At 58.5% G+C, this 22,195-nt stretch carries 19 protein-coding genes and 1 tRNA gene; 17 read left to right on the top strand and 3 right to left on the bottom strand.

Annotated features, from left to right (window positions below):
* Nucleotides 1-306 precede the first annotated feature (306 nt).
* Complete coding sequence (locus FJ398_13140) at nt 307-1,080, top strand: hypothetical protein (GenBank protein ID MBM3838884.1); 774 nt, start codon at nt 307-309, stop codon at nt 1,078-1,080.
* Between the two features lie 56 nt (nt 1,081-1,136).
* Here FJ398_13140 and rpoD read toward each other — a convergent pair whose 3' ends face one another.
* Nucleotides 1,137-3,014 (bottom strand): RNA polymerase sigma factor RpoD, encoded by a 1,878-nt coding sequence (rpoD, locus tag FJ398_13135; protein MBM3838883.1) that lies wholly within the window; start codon nt 3,012-3,014, stop codon nt 1,137-1,139.
* A gap of 410 nt (nt 3,015-3,424) precedes the next feature.
* Between rpoD and FJ398_13130 the strand changes: the two genes are divergently transcribed.
* The 6 genes from FJ398_13130 to FJ398_13105 all read left to right on the top strand — a co-directional run bounded on the left by FJ398_13130 (nt 3,425) and on the right by FJ398_13105 (nt 7,620).
* Nucleotides 3,425-3,934 carry an NADH-quinone oxidoreductase subunit B gene (locus tag FJ398_13130; protein ID MBM3838882.1) on the top strand — a complete coding sequence of 170 codons (510 nt, stop codon included), beginning with the start codon at nt 3,425-3,427 and terminating at the stop codon, nt 3,932-3,934.
* A 27-nt stretch (nt 3,935-3,961) separates the two neighbouring features.
* A complete protein-coding gene (locus FJ398_13125; protein ID MBM3838881.1) occupies nt 3,962-4,594 on the top strand; it encodes an NADH-quinone oxidoreductase subunit C in 633 nt (210 codons plus the stop codon).
* 4 nt (nt 4,595-4,598) lie between these two features.
* Nucleotides 4,599-5,888: an NADH dehydrogenase (quinone) subunit D gene (nuoD, locus tag FJ398_13120; GenBank protein ID MBM3838880.1), complete on the top strand. Its 1,290-nt coding sequence runs from the start codon at nt 4,599-4,601 to the stop codon at nt 5,886-5,888.
* 163 nt (nt 5,889-6,051) lie between these two features.
* The gene (locus FJ398_13115; protein ID MBM3838879.1) at nt 6,052-6,537 is read left to right on the top strand and encodes an NAD(P)H-dependent oxidoreductase subunit E; all 486 of its coding nucleotides are present in this window, start codon (nt 6,052-6,054) and stop codon (nt 6,535-6,537) included.
* Nucleotides 6,534-6,989 (top strand): hypothetical protein, encoded by a 456-nt coding sequence (locus FJ398_13110; protein ID MBM3838878.1) that lies wholly within the window; start codon nt 6,534-6,536, stop codon nt 6,987-6,989. The genes FJ398_13115 and FJ398_13110 overlap by 4 nt, the downstream gene beginning before the upstream one ends.
* Nucleotides 6,990-7,230: 241 nt before the next feature.
* Nucleotides 7,231-7,620 carry a hypothetical protein gene (locus FJ398_13105; protein MBM3838877.1) on the top strand — a complete coding sequence of 130 codons (390 nt, stop codon included), beginning with the start codon at nt 7,231-7,233 and terminating at the stop codon, nt 7,618-7,620.
* Between the two features lie 50 nt (nt 7,621-7,670).
* On the opposite strand, the gene FJ398_13100 is transcribed toward FJ398_13105, so the two are convergent.
* A tRNA-Gln gene (locus tag FJ398_13100) sits at nt 7,671-7,744 on the bottom strand.
* 180 nt (nt 7,745-7,924) lie between these two features.
* Here FJ398_13100 and nuoF point away from each other — a divergent pair.
* From nuoF to FJ398_13055, 9 genes are all read left to right on the top strand, one after another.
* Entirely contained in the window at nt 7,925-9,370 is a 1,446-nt protein-coding gene (nuoF, locus tag FJ398_13095; GenBank protein MBM3838876.1) for an NADH-quinone oxidoreductase subunit NuoF, read from the top strand.
* A complete protein-coding gene (locus FJ398_13090) occupies nt 9,367-11,085 on the top strand; it encodes a 2Fe-2S iron-sulfur cluster binding domain-containing protein (protein ID MBM3838875.1) in 1,719 nt (572 codons plus the stop codon). Before nuoF ends, FJ398_13090 begins: the two co-directional genes overlap by 4 nt.
* An 8-nt stretch (nt 11,086-11,093) precedes the next feature.
* A complete protein-coding gene (gene nuoH / locus FJ398_13085; GenBank protein ID MBM3838874.1) occupies nt 11,094-12,143 on the top strand; it encodes an NADH-quinone oxidoreductase subunit NuoH in 1,050 nt (349 codons plus the stop codon).
* Nucleotides 12,140-12,676, top strand: a complete 537-nt coding sequence (locus tag FJ398_13080) for an NADH-quinone oxidoreductase subunit I (protein MBM3838873.1) — start codon at nt 12,140-12,142, stop codon at nt 12,674-12,676. Before nuoH ends, FJ398_13080 begins: the two co-directional genes overlap by 4 nt.
* A 53-nt stretch (nt 12,677-12,729) precedes the next feature.
* Nucleotides 12,730-13,239, top strand: a complete 510-nt coding sequence (locus tag FJ398_13075) for an NADH-quinone oxidoreductase subunit J (protein MBM3838872.1) — start codon at nt 12,730-12,732, stop codon at nt 13,237-13,239.
* Between the two features lie 127 nt (nt 13,240-13,366).
* Entirely contained in the window at nt 13,367-13,672 is a 306-nt protein-coding gene (gene nuoK, locus FJ398_13070) for an NADH-quinone oxidoreductase subunit NuoK (protein MBM3838871.1), read from the top strand.
* A 3-nt stretch (nt 13,673-13,675) separates the two neighbouring features.
* Nucleotides 13,676-15,523 carry an NADH-quinone oxidoreductase subunit L gene (nuoL, locus tag FJ398_13065; protein MBM3838870.1) on the top strand — a complete coding sequence of 616 codons (1,848 nt, stop codon included), beginning with the start codon at nt 13,676-13,678 and terminating at the stop codon, nt 15,521-15,523.
* 2 nt (nt 15,524-15,525) lie between these two features.
* Complete coding sequence (locus tag FJ398_13060; GenBank protein ID MBM3838869.1) at nt 15,526-17,685, top strand: NADH-quinone oxidoreductase subunit M; 2,160 nt, start codon at nt 15,526-15,528, stop codon at nt 17,683-17,685.
* Nucleotides 17,682-19,127, top strand: a complete 1,446-nt coding sequence (locus tag FJ398_13055) for an NADH-quinone oxidoreductase subunit N (protein MBM3838868.1) — start codon at nt 17,682-17,684, stop codon at nt 19,125-19,127. The genes FJ398_13060 and FJ398_13055 overlap by 4 nt, the downstream gene beginning before the upstream one ends.
* A 57-nt stretch (nt 19,128-19,184) precedes the next feature.
* Here the strand turns inward: FJ398_13055 and FJ398_13050 are convergent, their stop codons facing one another.
* On the bottom strand, nt 19,185-20,753 hold the full coding sequence (locus FJ398_13050) for a hypothetical protein (protein MBM3838867.1): 1,569 nt from the start codon (nt 20,751-20,753) through the stop codon (nt 19,185-19,187).
* A 158-nt stretch (nt 20,754-20,911) separates the two neighbouring features.
* Here FJ398_13050 and FJ398_13045 point away from each other — a divergent pair, with 158 nt between their 5' ends.
* Nucleotides 20,912-21,286: a hypothetical protein gene (locus FJ398_13045; protein MBM3838866.1), complete on the top strand. Its 375-nt coding sequence runs from the start codon at nt 20,912-20,914 to the stop codon at nt 21,284-21,286.
* Nucleotides 21,287-22,195: the final 909 nt, after the last annotated feature.

Below are 22,195 nucleotides of genomic sequence, written 5' to 3'. Positions count from 1 at the left end.
GCCGAATTTTGCCTGGGGCTGCGTTGCTCCTCGGTCACAGCCCCACTGGCGGGGGATGCTCGCTCGTCGCGCCTTGCCCCAGGCCAAATTGGGCGCAACGAACGTGAGCGTATTTACGAAACGGACCCCTTAGCATTCGCGTTGTTGGAAGCAAAGGCAGAGGACAAACTGCCGTCCCTCGGCATTCAACAAGCACGGCGCGCACAAAGCACCACGTGCCGTTCCATTTTTCCACGAACGGCCATTTGTATGCGGAGTTTGGCGAGGACACACAGCGAATCATTGATGCCCAGCCGCTCACGAATTTTGCGACACCCGACCAATTGCGACGACCGGGTCAAGGCGATGTCGGAAAACCTGTTCCAGTTCCTCTTGGAAACCGGCGACCCGCTCCAAAAGACCGTCATCTTCTGCACGCGCGATCATCACGCCAACCAGATCATGATTGCGCTGAACAACCTCTACGCCGCGTGGTGTCAGAAGGTGCGGCGCACGCCGAAGGAATGGTACGCCTTCCAAGGCACCGGCAACCCCGACCTGCGTCCGCCCGCCGGCGACTTGCTCCCGGAGTTTCGCGGCTCAAGGAACTCCCATTTCATCGCCACCCCCGCCAACAACATCGTCTATTTCGGCGCGGTCGACGAAACGGTCATAGTGGCGTCAGCGTCTGCGCTCGCTGGCGCCGTGCTCGCATGCGTCAGGGTGCTCGTTTTCACGTTCCGACTGTCCGATCATGGCCTCGAATTCATCCGTAAACTCCAACTCATCTTCCAGCATGTCGTCCAACCAATCCCGAACTTGCCGGAGTTCTTCAGCCGACAGCTTGGCCAACTCAGTTTCGATTTGTTCGACTCTCGACAGACACCTGGATCGCTCTTCGGCAGCCCGGTCCATACAAATGAATCTTCGCCGCGAGAAAACGCAATGACGCGGAGGGAACCGCGAACTACGCAAAATACACGAAACGTGGTACCACGGCTTCGTGACCTTCGGTTGCTTCTGTCGATCTCACAGAAGGAAACGAAGCCAACGAAGGGGCGCGAGCGGCCCCCGCATGTAGTCCCGGCTTCAGCCGCCTAAAGGCGCCTAAAGGCGGCTAAAGGCCACGCTCCGGGAGACGGGTGGATGGGAAGGGCTCACGCCAATTCCAGTTCCTCACTCTCCAGGAAACCCTGCAACTGGCGGATGCGCGTCGGATGCCGCATTTTGCGCAACGCTTTCGCTTCGATCTGGCGGATGCGCTCGCGCGTGACTTTGAATTGCTTGCCCACTTCCTCCAGAGTCCGCGAATAACCGTCGCCGAGGCCAAAGCGCAGTTCCAGAACCTTTCGCTCGCGCTCGGTCAAGCTCGTCAGCACATCGCCCAGTTTGTCTTTCAGAAGGCTGTAGCTCGTCATGTCGGAGGGGTTCTCCGCGGATTTATCTTCGATGAAATCGCCGAAGTTGGTGTCGTCGCTGTCGCCGACCGGAGACTGGAGAGAGATCGGCTGCTGGGCCATTTTCAACACGGCGCGCACGCGTTCCACCGGCATTTGCATTTCGTCGGCAATCTCCTCCGGCGTGGCTTCGCGTCCGAAATCCTGGACCAATTGCTTCTGGACGCGCATCAGTTTGTTGATGGTCTCGATCATGTGGACCGGGATGCGGATGGTGCGCGCTTGATCGGCGATGGACCGGGTGATGGCCTGGCGAATCCACCAGGTGGCGTAGGTGGAAAACTTGTAGCCGCGGCGATACTCGAATTTCTCCACCGCTTTCATCAACCCCATGTTCCCTTCCTGAATCAGGTCAAGAAAAGAAAGGCCGCGGTTGGTGTATTTCTTGGCAATGGAGATGACGAGGCGGAGATTGGCTTCGACCATCTCGGTTTTTGCCTGGAGCGCCTTGCGCGTGAAGTGCTGCAGCTTCTTGTAGGCTTCCAGGTACTCCGCATAGTGCATGCGGACGAACTCTTCCAGAGCTTTGATCTTGCGCTCTTCGGACTGGATGATGGCCTGATGCTGGCCGCTTTTGCGTTGAGCCTCCAGGTCTTGAATCGTCCGCAGACTCAACTGGATTTTGTCGTGAATGTTGTCCGCGACGAGCGCCATCTCCTCGATCACCTTCTGCTTGTAGTAGAACTTGTGAAAAGTCTTTTGCAATTTCTCGTCGAGGCGTTTGAATTCCAGGGCGACCTTGTCCCGCTTTGGTTTGGTCGGCGCGTTTTGCCACTCGGCGTACTTGTCGTCGACGCCCTGGTCGATGGCGCGCACTTCTTTGACGAGCTTGCGCAGCGCCTTGAGATGATTCTCCCGGCCTTCAATTTTCTTGTCGAGGATGACTCGGTCGAAGCGTTCTTTAGGAGGTTCGGAGATTAGTTTTTCCGCCAGGGCGATGTGCTCTTTGGCCGCAAACCCAAAGCCGTAGATGATCTTCTTGACTTCGTTCTCGGCATCTTCGATCCGCTTGGAGATTTCCACTTCCTGTTCGCGCGTCAGCAAGGGCACCTGGCCCATTTGCTTGAGGTACATCCGCACCGGGTCATCCAGGATGTCCAACCGGGTCTTGTCCTCTTCTTCCTCCGGCTCCGGCTGTTTGACGCGGTCCACTTCCGCCTGATCCACAATCTCCACCTCCAGATTGCGGAGCTTGATGTAAATCTCGTCCAGATCTTCCGGCGTCACGACGTTGTCCGGCAACGCGTCGTTGATGTCGCCGTAAGTGAGATAGCCTTGTTCCTGCGCCAGTCGCAGCAATTCCTTGATTTTTTCCGTCAGGTCGATTCCGGAATGGCTCTTGATGGTTTCGTTGCCGAGCGAAGGCGGGCTCGCGCCGTTCTTCAGCGGAGTCAGTTCGCCGTTGGCGCGCGCGCCGGAAGCAGGATGAGCAGAAGCCTCGCCCATGGTTTCCGGGGTCGGGAGAGAATCCGTTCGGTGCGGTCGTTCCGAGGGTTTGGGGGTCGGCTTCCGGCCAGGTCGGATGAGTTTTCTTTCCTCGGTCGTCGGCGCCGATTTCTTCACCTTCGATTTAACCATAGTTTTGGGACAGCCGTTCTGCAAAAAGCTGAGGCTCAAATTAGCCGGGGAATAATGCGAAGGTCCGAAAGGGAGTCAAGCAGGGAAAAAGATTTGGGGCCGCGGCGCATCTTCGCGTAAAAAAGACTCGCAGAAAATACCGTGAAAAAAACGCAGCCCCCGAATGCGATGCGCTGGCTGCGTGACTTTGCTTGCTTTGCTGTGCACGTCCCACCGCGCACACGAATCAACGGTAACGATTTGGCTGCGGCCTTGTCGTGCTGCGCAATTGTTTCATTCCGCACCACGCGGCGAAGCGGAAACGCTGACGATCCGCCGCGCTTGTGAAAAAATTCACAAATTAACTTGCCTCAGTTCGGGTGCCGTGATGTAGTTTCAAGCCAGAAAGCGTCACCAAGTCAGACTGGCTCATGCGGACCCATACTGAAGTCGGCTATGATTCGAAAATCGAGGGCGACGTCATCGTCACGCGCGCGGACGCGGTGCTCAACTGGTTTCGCAAGAATTCGCTGTGGCCGATGCCGATGGGGCTGGCGTGTTGCGCGATTGAACTGATGGCGGCCGGCGCAAGCCGGTTCGATATTTCACGCTTCGGCGCCGAAGTGATGCGGTTTTCGCCACGCCAGTCTGACCTCATGATCGTGGCCGGCACGGTCACCTACAAAATGGCGCTGGCGGTGCGCCGAATTTACCACCAGATGCCCGAACCCAAATGGGTCATCGCCATGGGCGCTTGCGCCTCGACCGGCGGGATGTACCGCAGCTATGCCGTGTTGCAGGGCGTGGATCAAATCATTCCCGTGGACGTCTACGTGGCCGGCTGTCCTCCGAGGCCGGAGGCCTTGCTGGACGCGATCATCAAACTGCAAGGCAAAGTTTCCAAGGAGCCGCTTTTGGCGACGCTCAAGAAAGTGGCCTGAAGCAACTGCCTCCTTTCCATTGCCTCCATGCCCGCGATTGATCATGCCCAGAAACTCGCGACTCAATTCGAGGGCTTGATTGAAGGGTCCGTTCAGTTCCGCGGCGAAGTCACTTTGACACTGAAGGACGCTGATCGCGTCGCGGAAGTTTGCCGAGCGGCCAAACAGAGCCTCGGATTTGATTACCTGGTGGACATTTCCAGTTTGGACAACTGCGGGGATGAACCTCGGTTCACGGTGGTGTATCACCTTTATGGGTACGGGCATCGCTGCCACCTCCGCTTGAAGACCAACGTCAGCGAGGCCATACCAGAGCTTCCAACCGTGACTTCGGTCTGGCGAACCGCCGATTGGCACGAGCGCGAGGTCTATGACATGATGGGAATTCGCTTCCGCGGCCATCCGGATTTGCGCCGCATTCTGATGTGGGAAGGCTATCCGTACTTTCCCCTGCGGAAGGATTTTCCACTGTCCGGGAAGCCAACGGACCTTCCGGAAATTGCATTCACCCGGCGCGCGCCACTCGAAGGCGGTCCGTTCGTGACAACTCCAGGCGGAAAGGATGCCATCAAAAGGGAACCTCGAGTTCGGACGCCCGAGAGCGATCCCACGCGGTCTGGAGCCGCGGATGCTGTAACCTCGCCCTCGCATTCACCCTGAACCCATGAACGCAGTGCGAGATTTGGAAATCAAAGACACAGCGGCTCGAGGACGAGACGCCGCTGAAGCCGCGGCCATTGCCCCGGAATTGGACGACATCCAGGGTGAAAAGCTGGTCCTCAACATGGGGCCCTCTCACCCGTCCACGCATGGCGTCCTGCGGATCGTGCTCGAACTCGACGGCGAGATCATCACCAAAGCGACTCCGGATATCGGATATCTGCATCGCGGTGACGAGAAGATCGCCGAGAACATGACCTACACGCAGTTCATCCCCTACACGGATCGTCTGGATTATCTGGCGCCGCTGGCGAACAACGTGGCGTATGCGCTGGCCGTGGAAAAACTGCTCGGCATCGACCGACAACTCCCGCCGCGCTGCCAGTTCATTCGGGTGATGTGCTGCGAGATGGCGCGGATTTCGGCGCACTTGCTCGGCGTTGGCTGCTTTGCGATGGACTGCGGCGCGATGACGGTTTTCCTGCTCACGTTCACGGAACGCGAAAAGATTTACAATTTGATCGAGGCCCTGACCGGGGCGCGATTCACCACGACGTACACACGAATTGGCGGGCTTTCGCGCGACTTGCCCGCGGGCTGGGTCGCGCAATGCCGCAAGTTTTTGAACGAGGTTGTCATCAACTTCGACGAAACCGAGAAGCTCCTGACCCGAAACCGCATCTGGACCGACCGCACGCAAGGCGTCGGCATTATTCCGAAGGATGTGGCGATCGACTACGGGTTGACCGGGCCGAACCTTCGCGGCAGCGGCTTGGATCACGATTTGCGGAAGGCGCACCCTTATCTGTGCTACGATCAACTTGAGTTCGACGTTCCGGTCGGTTCGGTCGGTGATTGCTACGATCGATACCTGGTGCGGATGGAAGAGATGCGCCAGAGTGTTCGCATCCTGCACCAGTGCCTCGATCGCTTGCCAGGTGGAGCGGAGAACAAGTCAAAAGAACCCATCAACGTATCCGACCCTAAAGTCGTTCTCCCTCCGAAGGAGAAGGTGCTCACAAGTATGGAAGAATTGATCCACCAGTTCATGCTCGTCACCCAGGGCGTCAACGCGCCGCCCGGCGAAATCTACTTCGGCGCGGAAAACCCCAAAGGTGAACTCGGCTTCTATATCAACAGTCGCGGCGGCGGTACTCCGCACCGGCTGAAAATCCGCGCGCCGTCTTTTGCGAACCTGAGCATCCTGCCTTATCTGCTCGTCGGGCACATGATGAGCGACAGTGTGGCCATCCTGGGATCGATCGATTTTGTGATGGGGGAATGCGACCGGTGAGGGAAATGACGAATGTCGAATGGCCAATGACGAAAGAAATCCGAATGACTAAACCCGAATGGAACCTGGGACCGGCGAGCCTTGGGCATTCGGGCTTCGTCATTCTTTCGTCATTGGGATTTCGACATGCGACATTTGGATGGCGAAAGGAGGAACTCGTCTCATGAGTTTCACTATCCCAGCCACTCTCGAGGCCGAGGTGGACGATCTGATCACGCACTATCCCCAGAAACGGAGTGCGTCGCTCATGCTTCTGCACGCGCTGCAGGAACATTTCGGCTACATCTCGAATGAGGCGATGGAATGGATCGCCCGGAAGTTGGAGCTGCAGCCGATCAATGTCTATGAACTGGTCACGTTCTATCCGATGTTCCGCCAGCAGCCGGCCGGGAAATATCAGGTCAAGGTTTGCCGCACGTTGAGCTGCGCGCTGGGCGGCGCTTACAAGCTGCGCGAACATTTTTGCCGGAAACTCGGTTTGGACCCGCAGGCCCACGGCATCCAGACGACGAAGGACGGAAAGTTCTCGGTGGAATTCGTCGAGTGCCTGGCCAGTTGCGGCACGGCGCCCGTCATGATGTGCAACGACGATTTCTACGAGGGCGTCGGCGAACAGAAGGCGGATGAGATTTTGGCGAAGTGCAAATGAATATGAACACGCAGGCTGTGCTATTCGAAGCTATCAACGCGATGGAGGAGCGCGGATGGGCTCCGGCTTCCGATGTGAGCAGGGCTACAAAGCAGTCCGTGTCGATTACCAAGGCCTGGCAAAACCGCTTGATCGCCAGAAACCCCAGACAGTTTAAAGCCGAAGTTCCCATTGGTCGCCGATTTAATGAGAAGATTGACATCGTGGATGTGGTGAACGGGATTGCCTATGAATTGAAGCTCTCCTCCAAGAACCCTCACCACGAGTTTTTCAAAGATGTCTTCAAGGTGATCGTCTACAACAAATACCACAAATCGAAGCTCAAGACCTTTGCATTCATCTCGGAAGAGTCAGCCGCGAAAATATTGCAGCGAGGCCTTGGCAAGGAGGCCATCGAAATGGTGCGGGGATTAGGTGTCTCCGTGGAATTCCCTTGCTTCATTTGTCATTAGTCAACTCACGGGCAACAGGCGGATGTCGCCAAAAAGAAATCAAAGATGTGCGGAAAGATTGGCCAAAGGTTTACGCGAAAATAAAGAGGCTGCGCGGGCTGGACGACCACGAAAAACTCCTGTTTGCGCGAAGCCTCGCCGCGACACCAGACGAACGCTGGCAGACGAACGTGACGTTTCTCCGCTCGCTCGGCTTATGGGGGCGCTCCACTCTGAAAAAATTCGGTTCCAACTTATAGGTATGTCAGCCGCTATTTTACAGGGCGTGCCAGTCTCGACGTTCGATGTGGATTTGTGGCTTGACCTTCCGTCACGCCGGTATATGCGCGCCGTTAAAATTGCCTTGGCGCAGGGCGCAACGATGGTGCGTAATACGGTGGTCGAGCTTGCTGACGGCACCCTTGCGAATTTCATTTTTGAAGTCGCCGGTTTGAAAAGTTTCACCGTCGAGTTTCGGAAAGCCAGAAAACTGAGATTTCAGGGGCTGACCATTTCGGTGATGCCGCTCGAATCCATCCGCCGCAGCAAATTGGCCGTGATGCGGCCCAAAGATGCCGCCCATATCCACTACATCGACGAAACGCTCCGTTTGCTTCAAACCAAGCAAAAGGGAAAACCGGCAAGCGAGTGAGAAAGCTGATGCAAAATTCGGGTTGCAAACCCGAAATCGCAAAGGGGCCTTGGCTGCCCGACATGGATTTGAACCATGACAAACAGATCCAGAGTCTGCTGTGCTACCGTTACACCATCGGGCATGCCGGAGCGCTTCGAAACGTAGAGGCATTACTCATGAAGTCAAGTTTCGTTCAACCGTCCGACCGTGCAGGCGTCGAGGCGTTTTGCGCCGCACGCCCCGCCACTCCGCCACTCCGGCTCTCCGGTTCTCTCACGCTCCCACGCTCTCACGCTCTCACGGTCTCACGACATTGAGACGTATGCCGCAGGAATACCGCCTCATCCTCAAATACGCCGACCAGCCGGGTTACAGCCATGACCTGGACTGTTACCTGCGTCATGGCGGATATGAAGTGTTGCGGAAGTCGCTCACGCTGCCGCCCAAGGTGTTGTCGGACGGGCGGAACATTTCGGCGCAGGAACAGATTCGCGATGAAGTGATGAAGTCCGGCCTGCGCGGGCGCGGCGGCGCGGGCTTTTCCTGCGGCCTGAAGTGGTCGTTCGTGGACCGCAAGAGCGGCAAGCCGATTTACCTGATTTGCAACGCTGACGAATCGGAGCCCGGCACGTTCAAAGACAAACAGATCATCTACAAAGACCCTCATCAACTCCTGGAGGGGATGATCATTTCCTGTTTCGCCAACGACGTTCACCTGGCCTACCTCTACATCCGTGGGGAATTCGTGGAGGGCGCCAAGATCCTGAACCGCGCGCTGGCGGAGGCGCGCGCCAAAAATTTTCTGGGGAAGAACATTCTGGGCAGCGGCTACGACCTGGAGATTTACGTTCATCGCGGCGCGGGCGCTTACATCTGCGGCGAGGAGACCGGCTTGATCGAGTCGCTGGAAGGCAAGCGCGCCTATCCCCGGATCAAGCCGCCCTACTTCCCGGCCGTTCTCGGCCTCTACATGTGTCCGACCATCGTGAACAACGTCGAAACGCTGTGCGCGGTGAAACACATCGTGGCCATGGGCGGCGCGGAGTTTGCCAAGCTCGGCACGCCCAACAACACCGGCACGCGCATCGTGAGTATCAGCGGACACGTCAAGAAGCCGGGCTATTACGAAGTCGAGGTGGGCAAGGCGACGCTTGGCGAGCTCATCAACGATCCGGCTTTTGGCGGAGGACTGCGCGACGGGCGCAAACTCAAAGCCGTGATTCCGGGCGGTTCTTCGGCCAAAGTTTTCAGGGCCGGAGAGAAATTCAAACTCAAGCGCAAGGCGCCGGACGGGCAGATGACCACGGTCGAAGTCGATCTGCTCGATTTGCCCTACGATTTCGATTCCGTGCAGCAGGCGGGTTCGATGTCCGGCTCCGGCGCGATCATCGTCATGGACGACACCACGGACATCGCTGAGGCGCTGGAGAACATCACCGAGTTTTACGCGCACGAAAGCTGCGGGCAATGCACCCCGTGCCGCGAAGGTTCGCTCTGGATGGCCAAGGCGCTGCATCGCCTGGCGCACGGGCACGGCCGCAAGCAGGACGCGGATTACTTGCTGCACATCGCAAAGAACATTCAGGGCCGGACGATTTGCGCTTTCGGCGAAGCGTGCGCCTGGCCGGTGCTGAGTTTCGTGAGCAAGTTCAAAGATGAATTCGAGTCCAAGGGTGCCGCGGCCGAAACACGCCACACGCTAAGCGCGAGCGCGGGCCCAACACGTGAAATGAGAATTGCGGCCAGCCCTCAAGCCGGATCCCCATGAGCACGGTCACTGAACCCAAACCCGCCCCGCCACCGGTCGAGAAAATCAAGATCAAGGTGGATGGGCGCGAAGTGGACGTGCCGAAGCTGATGCCCGATTGGCAGGGCAAGCTGGTGCCCACGACCATGCTCCAGGCTTGCCAGCTCGCGGGCGTGGAGGTGCCGCATTATTGTTATCATCCGAAATTGCCGGTGGCGGGCAATTGCCGGATGTGCCTGGTTGAATTTGGCCTGCCCGCCATCGGGCCCGACCGCAAACCGATTCTCAACGAAGACGGCACGCCCAAGATCATTCGCCAGGCGCTGCCGTATGATCCGAGCCTGCCGCGCGGCGCGATTGCTTGCGCGACGCCGATTTCGCCGGGCATGGAGATTTACGCCAGCTCCCCCGCGACGAAGCAAATGCGCGAGGCCGTGCTCGAATCGCTGCTCATCAATCATCCGCTCGACTGCCCGATTTGCGACCAGGCGGGCGAATGCAAGCTTCAGGAATACTCCGTCGAGTACGGGCAATCCGAAAGCCGTTTCGCCGAGGAAAAGGTGCACAAGCCCAAACGCGTCGATCTGGGGCCGAGGATCATTCTCGACGACGAACGCTGCATTCTCTGCACGCGCTGCATCCGGTTCTCCAAGGACATCGCGGGCGACGACGCCCTGGGCATCGCCAGCCGGGGCAGCCATAATTTTCTCACGAATTATCCGGGAAAGGCGTTCGACAACAATTACACGCTCAACACCGTGGATATCTGCCCGGTGGGCGCGCTGACCTCGAAAGATTTCCGCTTCCAGATGCGCGTCTGGTTTCTCAAGGAAACCAAGAGCCTCTGCGCCAGTTGCGGCACCGGCTGCAACATCGTGATCGGCTCCCGGGAAGAAAAGGTCTATCGCTACACGCCGCGCGAGAATGACGCCGTCAACGGGTGCTGGATGTGCGATTACGGCCGCCTGAATTACAGGTGGATCGACCGAAGCGACCGGCTCAAGGAGGTCAGAAGGCGGCGGTCCGAAGGTCCAAGTGAGAGGACCACGTGGGCCTCGGTTCTGAAAGAGATTTCCGAGAAATTGAGGACCGCGGCGCCGGGCTCAGTCGCCATCATCGCTTCGGCGCGACAAACGAACGAGGAGCTTTACTTATTGGCGAAACTGGCCAAACGCCTGGGCGCGCTGACCGATTCCATTCCTCGTTGCGGTGAAGCCGATAAGCTCCTGCTTCACTCGGATCGCAACCCCAATTCCACCGGCGCGAGGCTGACGGGATTTCTCTCCGCCGAAATCGGGTCGAACTTGAAAAAGATCGCCGACGCCGTGCAATCGCGGACGGTGCGGACGTTGATCGTGTTCGGCGAGGATGTGGCCCGGCACGGTCTCGGCGCGCCGCTTCTGAAGAGGTTGGATACACTCATCGTGAGCGACATCTTGCCCAGTTCCACTGCGGAGATCGCCCATTACGTATTGCCCGGTTGCGCGCACGCTGAGAAACGCGGGACGTTCACCAATGTCAAAGGGCGTGTCCAAAAATTCATGAAAGCGGTAGAGCCGCCCGGTGACGCCCGCCCGGAGTGGGAGTTCCTGCACGAACTGGTGCTCAATGTTACCGGGCAAAACGGATTTGTGAGCATCGAAGGATTGTTCAATCAGATGGCGAAGGAAGTGCCGGCGTTTGCGGGCCTGACCTGGGCCGCGTTGGGCGACACCGGAGTTGCCGTGCCGATTTGATAAGACGAATGGACTGGATCAACCATTTGAATCCGACCGCGCAGTTGGTGCTTTTCAGCCTGATCAAGATCATTGCGGTTGTGGTCGTCTTGCCCACGATGTTCGCTTACTCGGTTGTCGCCGAGCGCCGAATCTCGGCGGCCATTCAGGATCGTATCGGGCCCAACCGCGTTGGGCCGTTCGGCTTGTTCCAGCCCATCGCGGACGGACTGAAAGCGCTGCTCAAGGAAGATTTCACGCCGGCGCACGTGCGCAAAGTCTATTACTGGCTGGCGCCGGCGATCACAGTGATTCCGGCGTTGCTCGTCGTGGCGGTCATTCCTTTCGGATCCAATCTGGGCAATCAGAAAATGGTCATCGCGGATCTCAACGTCGGCATTCTCTACACCTTCGGGATCGTCTCGTTGGGCGTCTATGGAATCGTCCTGGCCGGTTACGCGGCGAATTCCAAGTACTCCTTTCTGGGCGGCATCCGGTCGAGCGCGCAAATGATTTCCTACGAAATCGCGATGGGCATGTCCGTGGTGCCGGTGTTCATGTTGGTGGGCAGCTTGAACCTCAGCGATGTCATCTCTCACCAGTCACGCGGGTTGTTCGGCTGGCTGGTGTTCCAACAACCGCTCTCGTTTCTAATTTTCATGGTCGCCGCATTCGCCGAGACGAACCGGCTGCCGTTCGATTTGCCGGAGTCCGAGCAGGAATTGGTCGGCGGTTACAACACCGAATACAGCTCGATGAAGTTCGCCATGCTATTCATGGGGGAATACTTCAACATGATTGCTTCGGCGGCGATGATGGTGACGCTGTTTTTTGGAGGCTGGACGCTGCCGTTTTTCGGATTGGACCAACCGGCGGCGAGCCTGGGCGCGGGATTGCTGCACATCGGCATCTTTCTCGGAAAAGTGGTGATCTTCATCGTGTTCATCATCTGGGTGCGCTGGATGTTGCCGCGCTTCCGCTACGACCAGTTGATGGATCTGGGCTGGCGGAGGTTCGTGCCGCTGGCGCTGGCGAATATCTTGGTCACCGCCGTGGTGATGTGGTGGAGGTTCAAATGATCGTCAAACGCAGCCCGCTGACATTTTGGGAACGGCTTTATTTGCCCGCGATCCTTGGCGGGTTCAAGGTCACGCTCCGTCACTTCTTCAAAAAGAAAGTGACGATGCAGTACCCGGAGGAGAAATGGACCGTGCCGCCGGATTACCGGGGCGCGCCGTATCTCGTGCGCGACCAGGAAGGCAACACCAAGTGCGTCTCCTGCCAGCTCTGTGAATTTGTCTGTCCACCCAAGGCCATCAAGATCACCCCCCCCGGATTGAGCGGTCCCCAAGCCGACCGGCCGAACGCCGAGAAAATGCCGCTCGAATTTGAGATCAACATGCTCCGCTGCATCTTCTGCGGTTTCTGCCAGGAAGTCTGCCCGGAGGAGGCGATTTTCCTCATGAAGGATTACTCCCTGACCGGCAGCAGCCGTGAGGAAATGGTTTACAACAAAGAAAAGCTCTTGGCGCTCGGCGGCACGCACAATGACCGCATCCAGAAATGGAAGCGCAAGGCCGAAGAAGCGAAAGCGCAGGGTGTGGCGCCCTGAGGTGGACCGTTAAATCGTTGAATCGTTATAACGCTACAGCGTTGGATCGTTAAATGCAGGACGCACTGTTTTATCTGTTTGCAGCGTTGACCGTGCTTTGCGGTTTCCTGGTCGTGGCGAATCCGTTCAGCCGCAACCCGGTGACCAGCGCCATGTTTTTGGCGCTGACCATCGTGTCGCTCGCCGGCCTGTTCACGCTGCTGCACGCTTACTTCCTGGCCGCGGTCCAGATCCTGGTCTATGCCGGCGCCGTGATGGTGCTGTTTCTTTTCGTCATCATGCTGCTCGACCTGAAAGAAGAAGCGCGGCGCAAGATTAAGCTCTTTGGCTTGATCACCGGCAGCGCGGCGGTGGCGGCCGTGTTCGGAATCTTTTTCAAAGTGTTCGTCCTGACGACGCCAACCCTCGGCGCCGGATTGCCCCAGCCGACGCTGGAAGGCGTGGCAAAACCCCTGGGCGTCGCTCTCTTCACGCAGTACTTTCTGCCGTTTGAAATTCTGTCCGTGCTCCTGCTGGTCGCGATGGTCGGTGTCATTTTGCTCAGCAAAAAGGACCTGAAATGAAGCTCGTTACAGCGTTCCAAGCGTTGAAACGTTACAGCGCTGCAAACAAGCGAGACCTCCGGCGTTCGGCCTCATTCGCTGAACGTTGTAACGCTTTAACCTTTTTAACGATTTAACGATTCAACCCATGACCGTCAGCCTTGAACATTATCTGGTCGTCAGCGCGATGCTGTTTTGCCTGGGCCTGTTCGGCGTGATCGCGCGCCGGAATCTCCTGATTATTTACATGGCGCTCGAACTGATGCTCAACTCGGCCAACCTCGCGTTCGTGGCGCTCTCACGGTTCAACAACAATCTGAACGGCCAGGTGATGGTGTTCTTCATCATCACCGTGGCGGCGGCGGAAGTGGCCGTCGGCCTCGCGCTCATTGTGGCGCTCTACCGGAAACGCCAGACCGCGCACGTCGAAGATCTCACGTTGATGAAGCTCTAGGCGATGAAACTCCAAGTCTTGCCCTGGCTCATTTTGTTTCTGCCGCTGCTGGCGGCGGCCGGCATCACGCTGTTCACGCTGAACAACCGTGAACGCAGCGCCGGCCTGTCCATCGGGGCCATCGTCCTGGGCTTCGTGCTCACGCTTTTCTTCATCGCCGTGAACGGCTGGGAACCCGCCGGCAAGGAGACCGTGGCGTCATGGCTGGAAGTCGGCCCGTTGCAGGTGGACTTCGGCCTCCGCCTCGATCCGCTGAGCTTGATGATGTTGCTCATCGTCACCGGGGTGGGCGGCGCGATTCACATTTATTCGTACGGCTACATGCACGAGGACCGAGGGGTAGCGCGTTACTTCGCCGGTCTAAGCCTGTTCACGTTCTCCATGCTTGGAATCGTCCTGGCGAATAATTTTCTGCAATTGTTTATCTTCTGGGAGCTGGTCGGGCTTTCGAGTTACGTCCTCATCGGATTCTGGTTCGAACGGCCTTCCGCCGCCGCGGCGAGCAAGAAAGCGTTTCTGACCAATCGGCTCGGCGACTTCGGCTTTCTTCTGGGAATCCTGCTGGTTTGGGACACGTTCGGAACACTTAACTTCAGTTCGATCCAGGTGGAATTGATCCGGAATCCCGCCGCGCTGGGTTCGCTGGCGACGATTGCCGGCTTGCTGATCTTCTGCGGCGCCGTCGGCAAATCGGCGCAGTTTCCCTTGCACGTCTGGCTGCCCGACGCCATGGAAGGCCCGACGCCGGTGAGCGCTTTGATCCATGCCGCGACGATGGTGGCCGCGGGCGTGTACATGCTTTGCCGCGTGTTCTTTCTGCTCGATCTGCCCGATTCGCACGCGCTGGAAGTCATCGCATGGATCGGAGGCATCACGGCGTTGCTGGCGGCCTTGATCGCCACGCAGCAAAACGACATCAAGCGCATCCTCGCTTATTCGACCCTTTCTCAACTCGGCTACATGGTGCTGGCGGTGGGCGTGGCCAGCCCGGCGCCGGCGATGTATCACCTCACCACGCACGCGTTCTTCAAAGCGCTCCTCTTCCTCGGCGCCGGCTCCGTCATCCACGCGATGCACCATGAACAAGACATCTGGAAAATGGGAGCGCTGCGAAGAAGAATGCCGGTAACGTTTTGGACTTTTCTCCTGGCGTCGCTCGCGCTTTGCGGTTTGCCGCCGTTGAGCGGCTTCTTCAGCAAAGACGAGATCATCGCCGCCACTCTGACTCCCGAACACGGTCATCCCGCGTTGTTCGTTCTGGCGGTAATGGTGGCGCTGCTCACGACGTTTTACATGTCACGGCTGGTTCTGGTCGCGTTCTTTGGGCCGGCCAAATCCCACGGAGTCGATCATGCGCACGAATCTCCGAAAGTCATGACCGTCCCTCTGCTCGCGCTCGCGGTGCCTTCGGTGCTGGGAGGCTTTTTCGGCATCGCGGAACTCTACGGCCACCAACTGGGCGAGACGCACTCCGGCTACCACGTGCTGGCCGTGGTCGCGAGTTTGGGCGCGGTGATTTTCGGTTTGGCTTTCGCACTGGGGTTGTACTGGAACGCCGCGCAAGATCCGTTGCCGGAGAAACTCGGCGCGCTGGCCCAGGCGGCGCGCAACCGGTTTTACTTCGACGAATTGTACGAAGCCACAGTGATCAAGTTCCAGGAAATCGCGGCCGCTATCGCCGCCTGGTTCGATGAATGGATCGTGGCCGGCCTGCTGGTGCGCGGCGCGCATGGGGCGACCGAACTGTTTGGCCGCGGCTTGCGGCTCGCCCAAACGGGCAACCTGCAAACCTACGCCTTCCTGTTTGTCCTGAGCGCCGCGGTGGTGCTGTATTTCATGATCGGCCGATAACTATGACGCTTGCCTTGCTCATCTTATTGCCGTTCCTGGCCGCGATTGGCCTCGCGTTCGTCCCCAAGGAGAACGAAGGCACGCCGCGGGTGATCGCGCTGTTGACGACCTTTTTCGGTCTTCTGCTCGGCGTGAAATTGTTCTGGCAATTCGACGCCGCTCAAACCGGGTACCAATTCGTGACTACGATCCCGGGCCTGGGCGCCGAGGCCCTGGGAATCCACTGCCGGCTCGGAGTCGATGGCCTCAACGTGGGCTTGCTGTTGATGGGCGCGATTGTCGCCTTCGCCGCGACGTGCGTGGCGCGCGACATCGGCGAGCGGGCGAAAGAATTCTACCTGCTCTTGCTGACCATGACCGGCGGGATCCTGGGAGCGTTCGCGTCGCTGGATTTGTTCTACTTCTATTTCTTCCACGAACTTGCGCTCATCCCCACGTTCATCATGATCGGTGTGTGGGGCCGGGGGGAGGACAAGAACTACGCCACGTTCAAGATCACGATGTATCTCAGCCTCGGCGCGCTAATCGCGTTGTTCGGGCTGATCGCGCTCTACCTTCAAATGCCCGCGGGCCAGCGGACTTTTGACATCCCGGCCATGACCCAATACTTCGCGGGGCAACGGATGGCGGCCCAGGCGCAGCAACTCATCTTTCCGGCCTTGATGTTCGGCTTCGGCATCTTGGTTTCCCTTTGGCCGTTTCACACCTGGGCGCCGCTCGGCTACGGCGCCGCGCCGACGGCCACGGCGATGCTGCACGCGGGCGTGCTGAAAAAATTCGGGCTTTACGGCCTGATCCGCGTGGCGGTGCCGTTGATGCCGGACGGGGCGAAGCAATGGCTCGGCGTTCTTGCCCTGCTCTGCCTGGGGAACATCCTCTACTGCGGATTGGTCGCGATGCGCCAGAAGGATCTCAACCTTTTGATCGGCAACTCCAGCGTGGCGCACATGGGATTTGTCTTTCTCGGCATCGCGAGCCTGAACCTCATCGGAGTCACGGGGGCCGTGGTGATCATGGTTGCGCACGGTTTGCTCGCGGCCGTGAGCTTCGCGTTGAGCGGCTATATCTATCAGCAAGCCCGCACGCTGGAGATTTCGCGGATGGGCGGTCTTCTGCAGCAAGTCCCGTTTGTTGGAATGGCCTTGACGATGGCGATGCTCGCGGGATGCGGGCTGCCGGGGTTCGCGAATTTTGTCGGCGAATCCATGGTGTTCTTCGGCGCCTGGAAAACGTTCCCCGTCGTTACAGCGCTGGCCTGTTGGGGCGCGCTGGTGATCGGCGCGGTCTATATGCTCCGTGCAGTCAGAAATATTTTGCACGGGCCCCTCGTGGACGACTGGAAAGATTTGCGGGACTTGTCGAATCTCTGGCGAAGGCTGCCTTTCGCTGTGCTCCTCTTCACACTGCTGCTCTTCGGATTCTTTCCCAGGTTGCTCACGGACAAGATCCGGGCCAGCGCGGAAGTCATTGTGAACATGGCGAACGGCGGGATGCCTGGAAACCGCGCCGCGAATCAAGCGGGACATTCCAACACGACGGGTCTGGCCGGAGAGCCTTCGCAGGACCAACGCTCCCTTTCCCTTCACCCCGGCCCCATTGCTGTTGAATTATGGACTTTCAGCGGGGTTCTTAATCGTAATCCTAATCTGACTCTTACTCAAAAGGCGCTTGGCTCTGAAACATTAGGATTCGGAGCAGGAGAACTCCATAGGCTTGATTCAATGGCCGTGCCCCCCGGGGGAGAGGGCGCTAAGGGAGCGTCCCATGAATCCGTCTCCCGGACAGTGGCCTTTACGCCGTTTCAACGCTCGACTGCGGAGAGTGCGCACAAGCAGCCTAAAGGCTGCGGTCCGCACAGTTTTCGGTTCAAGGACCGTGGGCACGGCTCGCAGGCTGCGGACGTTTCTCATGAACCGATCCCCTCTCCCTACCCTCCCCAACAACCTGATTCAACCGCGGATAACACGGATTACGCGGATAAAAACAGTTCTCCATCCGCGAAATCCGCGAAATCCGTGGTTAAAGAATTAGTTCAGGGGTTCAATGGGCGAGACGCTGCGGAGAATCCTCTCCCAGAGGGAGAGGGCCAGAGTGAGGGGGAACGCGGCAGCGAACAATCAGGGCGCGCAAGCCCGCTCGAAGATAGGTCATTTGGCGAATGAGCTTTTCTCTATCCATCTTGGAAATTGCCGTGATCGCCGCCGGTCTGGCGATCCTTCTGGCTGATCTCTGGACGCCTGCTTCCCAAAAGCGGAGTCTGGGCTACGCCGCCGCGGCGGCTGTCGGACTCATTTTCCTGGGCAGCCTGATCATGGACGCCGGCGCGCCCCAGTACGCCTTCAACAAAATGTTCGTGATGGATGGCCTGGCGCTTTTCTTCAAGCGATTCTTCCTCTTCGCCGCCTTCGTCGTGCTCCTGATGTCCGTGGAATTCGCCGATCGCATTGAGACCGGCATCGCGGAGTTTTACGCGCTGATCCTGTTCGCGTTGTCCGGGATGATGTTTGCCGCCTCCTCCAACGATTTCATTCTCGTCTTCGTTTCGCTGGAGCTGATCACCGTCACCTTCTACGTTCTCACCAGCTTTCAGCGCAGCCGCCTTCAATCGCTGGAGGCCGGGGTGAAGTATTTGATTTTGGGCGCGCTGGCTTCGGCCTTTCTAGTCTATGGCATCGCGCTGATCTTCGGCGTCGCCAACACGACCAACTTCGGCGATTTGATGGCGACCCCGCGCGTCACCACCGCCAAGCCGGTGTTTCTGCTGGGCTTGCTCCTGGTTCTGGCCGGACTGGGATTCAAGATCGCCGCGTTCCCTTTCCAGATTTGGGCGCCGGATGTCTATCAAGGCTCGCCGGCTCCCGCCACCGCCTTTCTGGCGATTGGTTCCAAAGCCGCGGGCTTCATTCTGCTCCTGCGCGTGTTGTTCAGCGCCGTGCCGCAAATCACCGTCGATTGGACCAAGCTGCTCATGATCATTTCCGCGGTCACGATTCTGTATGGGAATCTGTGCGCGATTCCGCAGCGGAATCTGAAACGATTGCTGGGCTATTCCAGCATCGCGCACGCGGGCTACCTGCTGCTCGGCGTCGCCGCCGTCAACTCGGCGGGATCGTCCGCCATTCTGTATTACCTCGGAGCGTATCTGTTCACTTTGCTCGCCGCGTTCGCTGTCATTTGCGTCGTGATGCGCGGCGTCGAAGGCGACGACATCAGCGCGGTCGCGGGCCTGCACGAGCGATCGCCTCTGCTGGCGGCGAGCTTGAGTCTGGCCATGGTGTCGCTGGCAGGCATCCCGCCGCTGGCCGGTTTTTTTGGAAAGTTCCTTCTGCTGAAAGCTGTGGTTGAAAGCGGGGCCAATCAGCCGGGCTACTATGTCTTGATCGCGGTGGCCATCGCGGGCGTGATCATCTCGCTCTATTACTATCTCGGCGTCGTGCGCGCGATTTACTGGTCGAAAGGAACCGCTGGATCAGCGCGGCTTGAAGTTTCGTTGCCCATGCGCGCGTGCCTCTACGCGTGCATTGCCGCCATGTTTTATCTCGGGCTTTTCCCCGATCGCCTGGTGAACGTCGCGCTGGAAGCGGTGAAGGTGTTGAAGCTTTAGAGCGTTTCCGAAATCGTTGGAGTCGCTGCGGCCAGGCTATCTATTCGACGCGGAACTTCAGTGGAGCGCACGAAACACGAAATCACCACGCGCTCGAAGAACCAGCCCGGTGCGGTTGTCGAGTTCGAGGCGCTCGTCCTCGTTGGGACAACATCGGAACAACCGCCAGAATTCGGCGAATTTCGCTGGTGACTCGTAAGCGACAACCAGCATCCCCCCCGCTGCGATCCGACCGAGGACCTCGACCGCCTGAGCAAAAGCAGATTCTCCAAACATTTCTCCCCGGAACAACACCAGATCGAACTCCGGCTTCCCGGCGAAACCATCGCACAAGCGCTTGAGCGCCGTTTGCGGATCGCCAATGATAAACCGCAAGTAACCGCGATGCTCCAGCCGGGTGAGGGTTTCCGCGCAATAATAGATCGAGACGTTCGGCTTGCCTTTGATCGGCTGCCACGAATCGATCCCGTAGATTTCAACCGGTGGATAAGCCCGCGCCACCACCGCCGCGGCGTTCGCATAGCGGATTCCAAACTCCAGGTATCGGGCAGGGCGAAAATGCAGGCTGTGCCACGCCAGCGCGCACAAGGCGGGGAATTCGGTGGGATCGCTCGGCGCGATTTTGCTCGATTCCTGCACGTGTTTGATCACATCGGGAGCGCTCAATTCCCGCCGCACTTCGCCCAGGGTTTTCTGGGGAACGAACCGTTGCGATGGGCCCGAAGCCTCCGAAGACATGTCAGGCTCCGGTGGCCGAGCCGCCTGAATTTCAAGTTGCTGATCCCGCAGACCCCAGGACGCCTCGTTTTGGTTGCGAAATTCGGACGGCGCGGCCCAGGGATTGGTTCTGCGGTCCCGCAAACGATCGGCGTTCGGGTAGTGTTCCAGGTGATGCAAGTGGACGCCGAAGTTCGCCAAATCAAACCAGGGATAGAGTTGCGTGACGCGCAAATACAAATCGATGTCCATCCATTCCCAATAAATGAGCCGCTCGTCGTAGCCGCCGCAGGTTTCCCAGAGCGACCGATGCATCAACGTCAGGGCGGAGGGCGCCAGAAATCCGACCGAAAGCCGATCGACCTTCAGCATGTTGCCGTATAGCGCCAGATAGCGATTGATCTCAGCAAGACTCGGTTGCTTTTGCGCCACCGCGAGCGGGAGTTGCCGGCGGCTGGCGACAAACAGCGCCTTGTCCAGGGGCGTTTCAAGGCAAGACTTGCGAGTGACAAGACTGAAGAGCGCCTCCAGAGAGTGCCGCGGGTAGAGAATGTCCGAATCAGTCTGGGCGATGAATTGCCCTCGCGCCCGTCGAATCCCCACGTTCTGAACCAGGACGTAAGGAAAAGGACTGTCCTTTTGCGCCACCTGAGCGATGGCCGGCGGAACCCGGACAAAGCGGGTGATGCGGCGGGCGGCTTCGTCGAGCTTCAAGGCCAGCGCCAGCGGCGTCTCGCTGTTCCAATCGCCCACCACAATTTCGGCTTCGGTCAGGCGGTGCAGAGCATGGAGGTTTTCCGCGAGGTAATTGATGCAGGTGCTTAACCGCCACTTGAAATCCCCCAGGTAGCGGTCGTTCCGGCCGCCCAGCACGAAGGAAATCAGGACCGATGCCTCTTCGGGTGCCATAAGAATATTTTTGAGCGATTACTCAAGTCGGCGCGAGAATGGCCGATTTTACCAATAGCAGCAATCCGGTTGCTGCCCAGGCAGGGGAACCACCTGAACACCAGGTTTCCCGGTGGCAAGGACGCCGCCGTCGCGTGAGAGACAAACGGATTTGTCTTATGATCATTCAGTTTAATCCTTCCCCGTCCGGTCGGGAATCTTCGCCGGACCCCCCGTCGGGATCGTGTGATTCCTCGAATCGGCGCTGGCGCCCGCCCGATCAAGCGGCCTTCGGCGACGAAAACCGATCCAAAATCGTGAACCTGCCCCCGCCCTGCGCGGAGGCCTCGGACCCTGGCCCAAATTACGTCGAAGAGATCCAAGCCAAGCGCTTCAAGGGAGAGAGTTCTGTCCTGCTCGTTGCCGAGGGCGAGTTGCTCGCGGCAGCCGGGCGACCGAAGGCCAACCCAACCGCCGTGTCCTGGATGAGTCCTGATTTCCTCGACGGTCTTGGCAATGTGAGCGCGGTTGAGTCCTTGCCGAAAGCAGCCTGAGCCAGGCTTCGGCGGCGAGACTCCAGCCTTTCATTCGTCCGCACCTGAGCGCCGTGAGATTTGGGCAATGCAAATCCAGCATGCGCCATATGCCCGTGAGCTATGCCCGGACGTCGAAGTTCGACGTGAACCGGTCCTGTGCAGCGCACTCCGTCAACATTTTCTCGTGAACAGATGAAAGCAAGAACCAACACAAATCCGTGGGCGGGCTTGTAGCTGCGCCCGCTGACCACATTCGTCCGTGCTCCCGGAGACGGTGCAAACCGCCGGCTCCAGCTTAGGGGCCTTTAATCAGGCTTCGCGCAAAGCGCGTTGTGGCTGAAGGAGGCCTCACAATAGCGCATCAGCGCGTGATCTGTGACCGCGCGCCAAGCGGAGGCTGAGGGGCGTATCTCCGAATAAGGACGGGGCAGAATGGGCCGCTGGGGTAGCGCAGATTGTCAATCTGCCGTATCGCGGAATTGCATTCCGCAAGGCGCCGCAACTTCCAGAGTTCTGGAACTTGTCCAGGCGCTGCCGATTACACATCGGCAGTACAGCAGAGTTCAACTTTGCGCTACGAGAGAGCCGTCCGTGTGTACCAGCGTTGGGAGCGGACACAACTTCTCTCGCCCGGCTGTGGCCCGCGCGGTCGAATGCGGCTTTGAAATCATTTTAGGCGTAACGGCGCAGTGATCGCAGATGAACTGCGCCCGGGATGCGCCTGCAATTTGGTTGAAATGGCGTCGGTCCTCCTGGAATCGACTGCAGCGGCCTTTGGGCCGTTGCAAGGCTTGTTCAACCATAGGACGCGGTAGCCTTTTCTATCGCAACAGGACAACGGAAGACGCCTGAATCAAAGGTTTTCCACCCGGCATGGATGCCGGACGCAGCAGCATAAACAAACAGACAAAAGGAATTGTCTTATGG

The sequence above is a fragment of the Verrucomicrobiota bacterium genome (assembly GCA_016871535.1).
Classification (GTDB): domain Bacteria; phylum Verrucomicrobiota; class Verrucomicrobiia; order Limisphaerales; family SIBE01; genus VHCZ01.
Note: the sequence above shows the minus strand (reverse complement) of the source record. Positions and strands in the feature narration are given on the sequence as shown.

Excerpts from the sequence above, each read along its gene's own strand:
- FJ398_13050 (MBM3838867.1), bottom strand. The coding sequence starts at position 20,753 with ATGGCACCCGAAGAGGCATCGGTCCTGATTTCCTTCGTGCTGGGCGGC.
- FJ398_13075 (MBM3838872.1), top strand. The coding sequence starts at position 12,730 with ATGCAGGACGCACTGTTTTATCTGTTTGCAGCGTTGACCGTGCTTTGC.
- nuoK (MBM3838871.1), top strand. The coding sequence starts at position 13,367 with ATGACCGTCAGCCTTGAACATTATCTGGTCGTCAGCGCGATGCTGTTT.
- rpoD (MBM3838883.1), bottom strand. The coding sequence starts at position 3,014 with ATGGTTAAATCGAAGGTGAAGAAATCGGCGCCGACGACCGAGGAAAGA.
- nuoH (MBM3838874.1), top strand. The coding sequence starts at position 11,094 with ATGGACTGGATCAACCATTTGAATCCGACCGCGCAGTTGGTGCTTTTC.
- FJ398_13060 (MBM3838869.1), top strand. The coding sequence starts at position 15,526 with ATGACGCTTGCCTTGCTCATCTTATTGCCGTTCCTGGCCGCGATTGGC.
- FJ398_13125 (MBM3838881.1), top strand. The coding sequence starts at position 3,962 with ATGCCCGCGATTGATCATGCCCAGAAACTCGCGACTCAATTCGAGGGC.
- FJ398_13115 (MBM3838879.1), top strand. The coding sequence starts at position 6,052 with ATGAGTTTCACTATCCCAGCCACTCTCGAGGCCGAGGTGGACGATCTG.
- FJ398_13090 (MBM3838875.1), top strand. The coding sequence starts at position 9,367 with ATGAGCACGGTCACTGAACCCAAACCCGCCCCGCCACCGGTCGAGAAA.
- nuoD (MBM3838880.1), top strand. The coding sequence starts at position 4,599 with ATGAACGCAGTGCGAGATTTGGAAATCAAAGACACAGCGGCTCGAGGA.
- FJ398_13045 (MBM3838866.1), top strand. The coding sequence starts at position 20,912 with ATGATCATTCAGTTTAATCCTTCCCCGTCCGGTCGGGAATCTTCGCCG.
- FJ398_13105 (MBM3838877.1), top strand. The coding sequence starts at position 7,231 with ATGTCAGCCGCTATTTTACAGGGCGTGCCAGTCTCGACGTTCGATGTG.
- FJ398_13055 (MBM3838868.1), top strand. The coding sequence starts at position 17,682 with ATGAGCTTTTCTCTATCCATCTTGGAAATTGCCGTGATCGCCGCCGGT.
- FJ398_13130 (MBM3838882.1), top strand. The coding sequence starts at position 3,425 with ATGCGGACCCATACTGAAGTCGGCTATGATTCGAAAATCGAGGGCGAC.
- nuoF (MBM3838876.1), top strand. The coding sequence starts at position 7,925 with ATGCCGCAGGAATACCGCCTCATCCTCAAATACGCCGACCAGCCGGGT.
- FJ398_13080 (MBM3838873.1), top strand. The coding sequence starts at position 12,140 with ATGATCGTCAAACGCAGCCCGCTGACATTTTGGGAACGGCTTTATTTG.
- FJ398_13110 (MBM3838878.1), top strand. The coding sequence starts at position 6,534 with ATGAATATGAACACGCAGGCTGTGCTATTCGAAGCTATCAACGCGATG.
- nuoL (MBM3838870.1), top strand. The coding sequence starts at position 13,676 with ATGAAACTCCAAGTCTTGCCCTGGCTCATTTTGTTTCTGCCGCTGCTG.